9 protein-coding genes are annotated in these 12260 nt (G+C 47.4%); 5 read left to right on the top strand and 4 right to left on the bottom strand.

Annotated features, from left to right (window positions below):
- The first annotated feature begins 33 nt into the window (after positions 1-33).
- The 3 genes from F4V51_RS21955 (at position 34) to F4V51_RS21945 (ending at position 3170) form a co-directional block, all read left to right on the top strand.
- Positions 34-480 carry a GNAT family N-acetyltransferase gene (locus tag F4V51_RS21955; RefSeq protein ID WP_153979630.1) on the top strand — a complete coding sequence of 149 codons (447 nt, stop codon included), beginning with the start codon at positions 34-36 and terminating at the stop codon, positions 478-480.
- A 147-nt stretch (positions 481-627) separates the two neighbouring features.
- Complete coding sequence (locus F4V51_RS21950; RefSeq protein ID WP_153979629.1) at positions 628-1845, top strand: MFS transporter; 1218 nt, start codon at positions 628-630, stop codon at positions 1843-1845.
- A 2-nt stretch (positions 1846-1847) separates the two neighbouring features.
- Complete coding sequence (locus F4V51_RS21945) at positions 1848-3170, top strand: LLM class flavin-dependent oxidoreductase (protein ID WP_153979628.1); 1323 nt, start codon at positions 1848-1850, stop codon at positions 3168-3170.
- Positions 3171-3304: 134 nt separating this feature from the next.
- Here F4V51_RS21945 and F4V51_RS21940 read toward each other — a convergent pair whose 3' ends face one another.
- Positions 3305-4009 (bottom strand): DUF6199 family natural product biosynthesis protein, encoded by a 705-nt coding sequence (locus tag F4V51_RS21940; RefSeq protein ID WP_153979627.1) that lies wholly within the window; start codon positions 4007-4009, stop codon positions 3305-3307.
- A 205-nt stretch (positions 4010-4214) separates the two neighbouring features.
- Between F4V51_RS21940 and F4V51_RS21935 the strand changes: the two genes are divergently transcribed.
- Both F4V51_RS21935 and F4V51_RS21930 read left to right on the top strand, forming a co-directional pair.
- Positions 4215-5042: a sugar phosphate isomerase/epimerase family protein gene (locus tag F4V51_RS21935; protein ID WP_153979626.1), complete on the top strand. Its 828-nt coding sequence runs from the start codon at positions 4215-4217 to the stop codon at positions 5040-5042.
- Between the two features lie 681 nt (positions 5043-5723).
- Positions 5724-9254, top strand: a complete 3531-nt coding sequence (locus tag F4V51_RS21930; protein WP_153979625.1) for an S-layer homology domain-containing protein — start codon at positions 5724-5726, stop codon at positions 9252-9254.
- 90 nt (positions 9255-9344) lie between these two features.
- On the opposite strand, the gene F4V51_RS21925 is transcribed toward F4V51_RS21930, so the two are convergent.
- The 3 genes from F4V51_RS21925 to F4V51_RS21915 form a co-directional block, all read right to left on the bottom strand.
- A complete protein-coding gene (locus F4V51_RS21925; RefSeq protein ID WP_153979624.1) occupies positions 9345-10004 on the bottom strand; it encodes a DUF554 family protein in 660 nt (219 codons plus the stop codon).
- A 16-nt stretch (positions 10005-10020) separates the two neighbouring features.
- Positions 10021-11346 carry an amidohydrolase family protein gene (locus F4V51_RS21920; protein WP_153979623.1) on the bottom strand — a complete coding sequence of 442 codons (1326 nt, stop codon included), beginning with the start codon at positions 11344-11346 and terminating at the stop codon, positions 10021-10023.
- Positions 11347-11510: 164 nt separating this feature from the next.
- On the bottom strand, positions 11511-12125 hold the full coding sequence (locus F4V51_RS21915) for a TetR/AcrR family transcriptional regulator (protein WP_153979622.1): 615 nt from the start codon (positions 12123-12125) through the stop codon (positions 11511-11513).
- Positions 12126-12260: the final 135 nt, after the last annotated feature.

The following is a 12260-nucleotide window of genomic DNA, read 5'->3' as shown; positions in this document are numbered from 1 at the left end:
GGTACTTGGAGTAATGATATGGAGGTCGTAACAATGAACCAACTAACGATGCATCAAGCTGTGCAGGAAGATGTGGAGCGGCTTGCTGATTTGCGTGCTCTGGTTCTGTATGATGATCTGACCAGATTGGGAAGGTACGACGAGGTGAAGGTTCGGGAACGTTTCCGGAACACATTCGATCCGATCTATACCTGGATTATTCAGCTGGAGGGTTCGTCTGTAGGTTGTGTGTCACTGAAGCCTACGGCGGAGGGTGCTCTGCTGGAGCACTTTTATATTCATCCGGATGTTCAGGGCAGGAGAATTGGAACCGAAGTATTGCAAAAGCTACTGGAAAAGGACGAAGTCAGAGGTAAACGTGTCACATTGAATGTGCTGCAGGGGAGCCGGGCGAAGCATTTATATGAACGTTTCGGGTTTGTTGTAGATCGTGAAGATGAGGTAGATGTGTTTATGTCCGTCCAGCTAACAGAAGATTGAGTGTAATATGGCACAACGACAGGCCCATTCATTTAATTCTTGAATGGGTCTATTGAACTTTTCTATTATACTTTCCAGCATGCATATCCTAATATGAATAATAACCTACTTATTTTATAGGAATTATATACTATGGAGAATACCGACATGCCGGATTGGAAGCGTAATCTGTATATTCTGTGGTTGGGGCTTTTTTTCAATCATATGTCGTACACCTTGTCCGTGCCGTTCTTTCCCCTGTTTCTGCAAAATGATCTCGGAATTAAGAACGGGCTGGAGGCCTGGTCCGGTGTCTCGATCTCGATCAGCTTTTTGATCAGCGGATTATGTGCGCCCTTCTGGGGATCACTGGCTGACAAATACGGCAGCAAGCTGATGCTGATCCGTTCAGGTGTTGGGCTGGCGATTGCCCATTCTGCCAACTATTTGGTTCAGGATCCTTACACCTTCATCGCTGTTCGGGTCTTTCAGGGACTCATGGCAGGATTCAATCCGGCCTCCATCACATTAGTCGGCACGAATACGCCGGAGAAACATGTCGGTTATGCGCTGGGTGTCATCTCCACATCCACTGCAGCAGGCGGAATTCTTGGGCCTCTTGCTGGAGGTGTGCTCAGTCAATGGATTGGGCTGCGTGGATGCTTTATTGCATCCGGGATCATTACATTGTTCTCGGCTCTGCTGGTTCTTGGCGTAAAAGAGTCGCGCAGAAGCCATAAAGTGGCTTCTACCAGCATTCTGGGAGATCTGAAGAGAGCCGCATCCACTCCCGGTTTAATGCGGATCTATGGACTCATTTTACTCGTCTCCACGTCCGTGCTCATCATTGAACCGGTGCTTACGCTGTATGTCGTTCAGATCGGTGGAGATGTAAGCCATGCGACACTCAGTGCAGGCATCGTATTCTCAGCCATCGGGGTAGCGACAGTCATTATGGGACCCAGATGGGGAAAGATTGGTGGCAGGATCGGGTATGAGAAAACCTTGTTTATCGGGCTGATCGGCGGCGGTATTGGCAGTCTTCTTCAGCTAACTGCGTATAATCTCGTGTATTTTGGAAGTTTGCGATTTATCTATGGTCTGTTCTTCGCTGCGGTCTACCCGGCTCTCAATGCATTAATTATCAAATATGCGGAGCAGGATTTCCGGGGCAGGGCCGTTAGTCTCAGCCAGACGGCGAGCCAATTCGGTATTGTGCTTGGTCCTTTGATCGGCGGCTTGCTTGGTGGATGGACCGGGATTCCTTTCATTTTTCTGCTTACAGGGATCGTACTTCTCGGGGCTGCCTGGGTGGTAAAAGCAAGTGATATGAAACCAGTGAACAAGAGTGACCGGATTACCCACGAAAACATAGGGAGGACTTGAATATGACGAAACGACAACTGAAATTGGGGGCCAATCTGAACGGAGTCGGGAACAGTATTTCCTTCTGGCGACACCCTGACATTCCGATTAATGCCAGTGTTAACCTTGATTTTTACAAAAAACAGGCGCGTAAAGCGGAGGAAGGCAGGTTCGATCTCCTATTTATTGCTGACGGTCTCTTTATTAACGAAAAATCCAATCCTCATTTTCTGAATCGCTTCGAGCCCTTGACCTTGTTGTCTGTGCTGGCAGGAGCCACTTCCAATATTGGGCTGGTTGCGACATTATCGACTTCCTACAGCGAACCGTTTACGGTAGCGAGGCAATTTGCTTCACTGGATCAAATTAGCGGAGGACGGTCGGGCTGGAACGTAGTCACTTCCCCACTGGAAGGATCGGCACTGAACTTTGGCAAAGGCGAACATCCAAACCATGCGCTTCGCTATGAAATTGCTGAAGAGCACCTGAATGTGGTCAAAGGACTGTGGGATTCCTGGGAGGATGACGCATTTGTCGGGGACAAGGAGAATGGTGTCTTCTTCGACCCTTCCAAGCTGCATACGCTGAATCACAAAGGGAACCATTTCTCCGTACAGGGACCGCTTAATGTGGCACGTTCAAAACAGGGTTATCCAGTCATTTTTCAGGCAGGTTCATCCGAATCCGGCAAAGATCTGGCAGCGAAATCAGCAGATGCTGTATATACGGGACATGAGACGTTTGAGGAAGCAAGAGAGTTTTACCGGGATGTTAAGGCAAGAGCGGTAGCATATGGACGCCAGGCTGAAGACATTCTGATCTTCCCGGGTATCGGTCCAATTGTGGGCAGAACAGCGGAAGAGGCAGAGCAAAAGTATCAGGAAATTGCCGGACTGGTCAGTATTGACCACGCGCTGAATTATTTGGGACGCTATTTTGACCATTATGACTTTTCCCAGTATCCGCTGGATGAGCCTTTCCCTGAGATTGGTGATGTGGGCAGCAACAGTTTCCGCAGTACGACGGACAAAATCAAACAGCAGGCACGAGAAGAGGGGCTGACTCTCCGCCAAGTCGCGCTAAGAGCATCTACGCCGCGAACCTCTTTCATTGGAACACCCGACCAGATCGCCGACCAGATCCAAGAGTGGTTTGAAGGTGAAGCCGCAGACGGATTCAATATCCGTACGGTTGTGCCGAATGGACTGGCGGATTTCGTGGATCTGGTTGTCCCTGTTCTGCAGGAACGAGGACTGTTCCGAACCGAATATGAGCATGAGACGCTTCGGGAAAACCTGGGTCTCAAAATTCCGCGTAATCGGTACACGCTGGAACGCGTGAACTAAATAGAGTAATTTGACGATAGATATTCAGGTTTGACAAACTTGACCTAAGTCCTGTTAATAGGTGGATAAAAAAAGAGCGGTAATGACGTATCTTCAACATCGTTACCGCTTTTTTGTATACAAATCTGTTTGGTTCAGAATGCTTTGAAGGAAATCCAAACGGATCCCATCATGACAACAATGCCGCCAATACTGGTCATCAAGTAATAAAAGTCGCTAGGTTCGGGGTCGTTCACCCAAATCCAGCGAAGGGAGATGAGGAAGAGGATATCCTGAAACCTCCGGTAGTAGAAGCTGCACCATCCAAATATCAGTCCGCCGAGTGCGAGAAAAAGGTAGACAGGCTCACCTTGCGTGTGATGGTATATCGGGTAAGCAGCAGTCACGATTGTATCCGGTGAAAATTGCTCTTCGTCCTCGCTAAGTATTCTCTGGTTGTTAACGTAAAAAGCGATGGAAGTTATGATATTGCCTTCTTCATCAAAACTTCTTAATATACCGCCATGGTCCTGAACCTCATACGTGTCTCCTTTGGGGTATAACACGCTATATTTTGCATGAGGTTTGGAACTGAGTTCTGTAATGATATATTTCTGATCGTCGATGAACACGGTGCGCTTCTGCTGCTCCACTAGCACCTGAATGGAATCAGCCGTTCTACTCTTATATATCAACTGGTTTTCTTCTTGGCGATCCAATAAATACTTGTTAGTATCTGCATAGAATATATGTTCTGTGAAATAAGGCTTGGATAGGAAGCCAACGATCACAGACAGTACCAAAAGGCATGAAAAGAAAATAATGGTGGGGGACTGGATTTTCTTAAGCCATTTCGTCATCGTATCACCTACCTTTCCACTTTTTTCTATTACGCTGATTTCGGGAAAGGGTTGCGTAGGGTTTGAGGGTTTGCGCCATAAAAGAAATGGAACATACTGGTTTCTTTTTTGGGCGTGGCTGTTATTATGAATTTATACCCTGAATTGGAGCTTGAGAGGGTGCAGCAGTCGTTGCCTATTAGACAAGTCACAGGAGGAGATTGGGATGATTAGAGGATTAACGAAAGCGGGTTTGGGGAAGATCGAGTCTGACGAACAATATATTACGAGTGCAGCCAAATATGGCTTCCAATCCGTAGATTTGAATCCGCTCTCATTGGTTCAACAGTACGGGAAGGAACAAGCTGCACAGCTATTGGAACATAATCAGGTGATCATCGGTTCATCGGATTTAACCGTGGACTGGAGAGGCTCGGAAGAGCAGTTTCGTGCAGGGCTCAAATCTCTGGTTGAAATGGCTGAAGCCTCTGCTTCGCTGAATTGCTTCACTTGCTGCACTTATGTTCTGCCCTCGACCGATCAGCCTGCAGCATCCTTCATGGCGGCAGCTACCAGATGGCTGAAGCTCTGCGCAGATATCCTGGGTGCTTACGGTATCCGGCTAGGGCTGGAGTTTGTCGGCCCCCATCATTTGCGGACCCAGTGGAAGAATCCGTTTATTTGGAGTGTGGAGGACACCTTGGACTGGATCGAGACCATTCATGCTCCCAATGTAGGCTTGCTGGTGGATTCCTATCATTGGCATACGCTTGGTTTGCGTATGGAAGAGGTGCTGCAATTGAAAAAGGAACAGATTGTTCACGTTCATATCAATGATGCCTCTGATCTGCCGATTGAAGAATTGCTTGATAATGAGCGCCTGTATCCAGGCGAGGGAGTCATTGATCTAACGGGTTTCCTGAAAAATCTGAAAGCCATTGGTTACACGGGCCCTGTAGCCCAGGAAGTTCTGGCACCTGCATCAACACTTGATTCAAGCGAGCTGTTTGCCAAGTCGAAAGCAGGCTTTGATAAGGTGTTTGCGGAGTTATAAATGGATAGAGCAATGAAGATTAGGGAGTAATGCTAGAAGCTGGCGGGTTCACAAGTATTGCATTGATGGATTCGCCAGTCCCTTTTTATTTTATTATTCAGTTCATGAAGAAATTAGAAATTAAAGTGATATATATATGAATATCCATAATACAAGGAGTCATATATGTAGTAGATTTGTCATTGAAATTAACACCCCATTCACAATCTTTTTACGTAATCCAAGATGTAAAATTCAAGTCAAGAGAGAACATAACCGAGTAGCCGTGGGATGTAGAGCGCTTAAATATCTCTGCAATGGATCGTAAGTATTACAGTATTTAGAATACTGTTCACAGTACGATTTTTACATAATTCTTCAGCTTGGCCGCCTCTATCACGGAATCCTCACAGACCTCTTCCTGTCATCCACAAGAGTGGTGAAAGTTTCCTGAATGGTGAACAAATTTTGAACGTTGCAAAGGGCAAGATCGGCCTGATTTTATCAATTCCGACTGATGAAATGAGAGATTTAGAGAGGAAAGCATGATATGCATACAGCAAAAGAAAGCTTTAATAGAACGTAAACGAATGCAGCTCTATGTAAAATTTTTAATAGGCGCTTTCAACACGTTGACCCTGCCCTCAAAGTCTCATATATTTACTCCCGTCACAACAACACAGAACGGGTGGAGGGATCAGGTTGTTCAACAAAAAAGGAAAGAAAATGCTAGCGATGCTTACGCTGATACCCCTGGCTACAGGGATGGTCATGGGAGCGTTTCCTGCGGCAATTACCTATGCAGCCGCGGGAGATAATACACCAGTCAGCAGCACGGATGCAGGCTCATGGCAAACGGGGGATTTGCACGTACATACATTTGAATCAGATGATGCGCAGAATTCGCTGGAGAACGTCCTGGACGCGGGTTTGACGCAATATGGGCTGGACTGGATCGCGCTGACGGATCATTTGCGGTTATCCAAGCGGGATCACAACGGAAATGAAATTCCGGGTGGGTCCATTCCGATGTCCGTGGGGATGAATGAATATCAGGTTCCACAGATCAAGGCACTACAGGAGCAGGGCAAATATGCAGGCAAAACGATCTTCTCCGGCTTCGAATGGGACATGCCGACGCATGAACACGTTGGTGTGGGCATTCTCACCGATGAGCCGAATTCGACCGAAGCGCTGGAAGCTGCCAAAGAATTCGAATATCGTTTTACCAATCGCGATGCGAGTCTGTTTGATCCGGCGGATGTAGTGGCCTGGGAACAGGAAGGTGGACGTGCCTATACGACACATCAGGATGCGCTTACTGCCATTGAATGGCTAAAAACCAACTATCCAACAACGAGCTATGCGATGATCAACCATCCTTCTCGTGGCAAAAATAAATATACAATTGCGGACTTCCGCGATTTCAACGATCTGGCACCACAAGTGGTATTCGGTATCGAAGGCATGCTGGGTAACCAGATGGAACCGGATCGCGGCGGGTATAACACAACCTACAACGTGTCTAATCCAACGGCAGACGATGGGTACAAATACCGTACATATGGCGGTGTAGACTACATGGTAGCCATAGTGGGCGGACTGTGGGACGCACTGCTTGGAGAAGGTCGCCACTTCTGGAACTATGGTAACTCGGATTACCATTTCAAGACGATTGGCACGAATTCCAGTGGTTATTTCCCTGGGGAATATGCCAAGACATACGCGTGGATTGAGGGCAGCGGAATGCAGGCCGTGCTGGAAGGCCTTCGTTCAGGAAAATCCTTTTCCGTATTTGGTGATCTGATTAACGCCCTGGATTTCACCGCATCCGGAGCAGGCGCTCAGGCTGAAATGGGTGAGGATCTGAACGTGACTCAAGGCGATGAGGTAGAGCTGAAGATCCGTTTCAAGAGTCCGACGACCAGCAACAATTATGAAACACCAATCAACAGCGGTACATCCGCTGAACAGGTACCTGTGGTGGATCACGTTGACCTGATTGCAGGAGTTGTGACAGGCAAGGCCGAGAAGGGTACAGCCGCATATAACAAGGATACCAACGATACCACCCGCGTGCTGGCTACCTTCACATCGGACGATTGGACGACAGATGCCGAAGGCTACAATGTCATCACATATAAGATCAAAGCGACGGAACAAGACCAGTATTTCCGCCTGCGCGGCACGAATCTGGATATGAACGTTCCAGGCGAGACGGTGAATGGCGAACCACAGCTGGATCCGAAGAACACAACTGCGGATGCAGAAACACGTTTCAACCAAATCAATGATAGCAACTATAGGGATCTGTGGTTCTACTCCAATCCGATCTTCGTGAATGCGGCACCTTATAGTGATGTGCAGGCGGTAAATGATACGCTCCAAGCGATTGATCTGGGGGACCTGAACGCGGTCACTTCCGACCTCACTCTTCCTGTTGAAGGGAAGCATGGAGCAACGATCACTTGGTCCAGTTCCAATCCGGCATTGATTGATAATCAAGGCAAGCTGCTGACACAACCGGATAACAATGAACGATTGGAACTGACGGCAACGGTACAACGCGGCAGCGAAACTCAAACGAAAGTTTTTACTGTCATCGTAGAGGGCACGAATAATCAGGTTCTGATTTTGAAAAGCAATATGACGACCACAGACGGCCAGCCGTATCATACGGATACATGGACGAAACAGTCTGTATACGTAAGTGTAACCAGCGCGGTTTATGCACCGGCGACTTCGGCGACCATCGAGCTGTCCCGTGATGGAGGTCAAACGTATGATCCTTATACCTCGAATACACCTCTGGAGATTGCCGAGCCTGGAGAACACAGCCTGTTGTTCCGAGCTACAGACGATCTGAACAGTGAGTATACTTTACCTGTGATGATCAAAATTGACCGTGAAATTCCGGTCATTACGCTGCAAGGCAGCAGTCAGATGACATTGAACGTGGGGGATACCTACACTGAGCCTGGAGCATTGGCATCCGACAATGTGGGTATCAGCGGTTCCGTACAGATGGATGGCACCGTGAACACGCAAGCAGCCGGAATCTATACGATTCGTTATAACGTAAAAGATATCGCTGGCAATGCAGCAGCAGAAGTCACACGTACCATTACGGTACAAGCCGGTTCGAACAATGGCGGTGGATCAGGCGGGGGTAATGGAGGCAGTTCCGGTGGCAATACCGGAGGAAGCACGCCAAGCGTACCGACAACCCCAACCGTTCCTACAACACCATCCACTCCGGAAACAGAACCAGATTCATCCACTGAAGTGAAGGTTGAAGTGGAAGCGAATCAGCCAGTACAGACGGGGATTAAAAACGTGGTAGAATTCAACGCTCCGGCTGGAGCCGTTGGGGAAAAAGATACCTTGCAGCTGTCCGTGATTGCACAGGACAAACTGCAGTATGCAGCTTCGCTGAACGTGCTGGGTCAAGCGGTACAGATTAGCCGCACGGGCGGACGGACGTTGAACCATTCGGCTGAGTTGAGCCTGAATTATGATCCGGCAGGTTTGCTAAGTGGAACGAAGCCAGCAATCTATTATTTTAACGAAGCTCGTCAGAGCTGGGTATTTGTTGGCGGGGAAACGAATGCTGCTGGAATCATCACGGCGAAGGTGAATCACCTGGGTACCTTTGTAGTGTCCAGTTATACACCCGTGAACCTGACGGATCTTAATGGACACTGGGCATCTGATTATGCGGATCGACTGATGGGCATGAATGTCATCCAAGGGTATGCAGATGGAACATTCCAACCGTCTAAGGAGATCACAAGAGCTGAGTTTGTCACATTGCTTAGCAAAGCATTGGCTCTTCAAACGGTAGCGTCCACGACTTCTTTTGCTGATGAGGAAGCTCTACCTGGATGGGCGAAGTCTGAGATTGCAGCTGCCGTACAAGCCGGTATAGTGACAGGCTATGGTGATAATGCATTCAAGCCGGATCGCACCATTACTCGTGCGGAGATGGCTGTGATGATGGCAAAAGCGTTGAAGCTGAGTGATGTGCAGGCAGGAACGAACGGTGAGATTGCTAAACCAAGCTTCACCGATGCAGCACAAACGCCAGCTTGGGCACAGGAAGCCATGGATGCAGTTGTGCAAGCCAATATTATTAATGGGTATACGGACAATACGGTTCGCGCGGAGAATGTGACTACCCGTGCGGAAGCGACAGCCATGATTTACAAATTGCTGCTTGCGATGTACCTGTAAAGGATAAGGAAAAGTACAGCTCAAAAAACAAAGAGAGGAGTGCCTGGAAGTGGCGCTCCTCTTTATTTAGTTGATTGAATCTTTTTCTTTTTATAGCACCAATATCGGAATAAATAAGGCTGGCAGCAGATTCAAAACTTTGATCTCCGTAATCTTCAGGACGTTCAATCCGGTACAGAGCGCCAGAATACCGCCAATCAGCGTGATTTCGTTAATGATGTTGGCCGTCATGTATGCGGAGATAAAATCAGCCGAGAAGAAGACCAGCGCCTCAATGACAAATAAAATAATTGCTGAAAACATGATGCCAAAGCCGAAGGAGGAAGCCAGAATTAAGGCCGTTATGCCGGAGAAAATGGTATTGATCTGTAAAAAGGTGTTATCTCCCTGCAGTGCACTTTGCAGCGGACCGAGAATCGGTATCGACCCTAAGCATAATAAGGAGATCGCAACCGTCAATCCTTCATTCAGTCCATTGGATGAGAAGCGGGTCATGATCCTGGACAAGATCTGATCGAAATTAATAAGTTGACCGATAATCCCGCCTATCGTGAGAAAGATAACAAACATCACCTGATACTGGCTCGTAGAGATGCTGTTGATGGTAGTGCTAATGCCGATGATGATAGCACTGATCCCAATAACTTGATACAGGATGGCTTTATATCCGTCATTGACAAATTTTTTGGTGATCGCTCCAAGAGTACTTCCGAATACAATGGAAAAGCAATTGACTAATATTCCGAACATGATTTCACTCCTGAATTCACCAAACCGAGTTTAGAACATCGTCTACTTGCTGTATTCTCGTCACAGATGGTGATTGAATTAGATTTCCTTTGACCATGACCATACGTACATCGGATAGTGCTTCAATATTTTCCAACGGGCTTTGGTCCAGCACGATCAGATCTGCCTGTTTTCCAATATCGACCGTACCTGTAACGTCTTCAATGCCGAGGATCTTCGCGTTGGTTCGGGTCACCATATCGATCAGGTGTCTGTTGCTAAGGTTAGTCTGGTTGATATAGTAGTCCATCTCTCTCCACATGTCATAGTGAGTCACATACGACATGGCGGCATCGGTGCCAAGACCGATGGTAATGCCGTTGTCGATGGCCTGCTTCACACCTTTTAACATGGATGTATACACGAGTCTGGCGTTTTCTTTCACGGTTGCACTCACCTTCGTTACGCTGGTATCGAGCAGAGCAGAGGGATAAGCAGCCAGAAAGGTAGGAATAAGCGCAGTATAGCCATTCAGGGCATTCGGATTGTTTTTGAACAAGCTGATAATCTCGTCATCCATCTCGGAGCCGTGCTCTATGGTATCCACGCCGCCTTTTAATGCGACTCTGACACCCTCCGTGCTTTCCACGTGAGCTGCCACCCGCAACCCGATTTTGTGGGCTTCCTCGCAGATCGCGGTAACTTCCTCTACCGTCATCTGCAAACGGCCAGCTTCGCCGACCATTTTGGCATCCGTAACGCCGCCAGTTACGCAGATTTTGATGAGATCCACGCCGTTCTTCACATTGATGCGTACATTCCTGCGTGCTTCCCAAGGGGAATCCCCGACCAGAGCCAGAAAAGGAGCACCATGACCTCCCGTCACACTTAGGAAAAATCCGGAGACAAGCAGATTAGGGCCAACGAATTCACCGTTATTAATTTCATCCCGCAATTTCACATCGGTATAGAAGAATTCGCCGACACTGCGCATCGTGGTTACGCCCGCGTGCAGTGCGGTCAGCGCATTGCGTTTCATTCTTTTTTTCAGAATGTTTTTGCCGAATTTCGTGTTCAGGATTCGATCATAGGCGAATTGCAGCATGCCTTCGCTGACCGACAGGCTGAAGGGCTTACCATCCGCAAAGAGATGGACGTGAGCGTTGATCAAGCCAGGCATCACATATTTTCCCGATAGGTCGATAACCTCATAGTGGCTCGGAATGGCCAGTTCACTTGATTTTCCAATCCCCTGAATCAGCCCTTGCTCATTGACCAGGACGGTCATATTTTTCTCCAGATCGCGATTAAGGTCTCCATGAATCAGATGGCAGTTCTTTAATGCATAAGCTGTGTTCGTCATTGGGTGTTCCTCCTTGAAATGAGCATCGAATTCAAAATTGAATTATTAATTCATTTTTAAGTCAAAAAAATATGTGGGTTGGATTAGGCATTTTTTTGCGTGCGGACCAAGTACGTTTGTTGTTATTGACCTGGTCTGCACGCTGTGCCAGCTAGGCGTATAGCTTATTCGCTCAAACTCTTCATGCCGTATAACCGGTATACATATAATGCTTCAAAAATCTGCTTGCGGCTGTCCTCGCTCATGTCCCGTTTTAACAAATCCAGGTTCATGTCGATCACATTGTGCGCGAGGATATCGAGCAAGATCAGGTGTTCTTCCATTCCAATCTCATAATGCTTGTACTGCTTTTTGAGATAGGCTTTCTTGGTTTCGATCATGGTCTCGACGAGCTCGTTCTTGGCGTTGGTGTAGATCGTTCCTTTGTTCTTTTCGAAAATGATGATGATCTGGTTCCGGTATTTGCGCAATACATCAACCTGTTCCTGTAACAGTGCCGATTTCCTATCGCTGTCCGTTTCCGCCTCGAACAGGTTCTGGTTATCGAAGTGAATGGTATCGACCAGCACTTTTTTCAGGTAATCCACCAGATCGGGCGGAACGACCGCGTAGAACAGATCCTTTTTGTTTTTGAAATACGTGTAGATATTGCCTACCGAAATATTGATTTCATTCGCAATGTCGCTCATTTTGGCATCCACAAAGCCTTTCTCGTAGAACACCTTGAGCGCCGCGTATTCAATTTCTTTCCTGACTTCGTCTTTCTTGGCTTGTACCATTGAGAACGACTCCTTAATAATGAATGAGTGATTCGTTATTAGGTTATTCTTATTTTGTGGGTTTGTCAATGGGAGTTATGATACATTTTTGAATGCAATATAATTGTATAAATATGTGGACTAGAAGGATTTATC

Source organism: Paenibacillus xylanilyticus, from assembly GCF_009664365.1.
Classification (GTDB): Bacteria; Bacillota; Bacilli; order Paenibacillales; family Paenibacillaceae; genus Paenibacillus; species Paenibacillus xylanilyticus_A.
The sequence above is the reverse complement of the archived record's forward strand: the minus strand, read 5'-3'. Positions and strand labels throughout refer to the sequence as shown.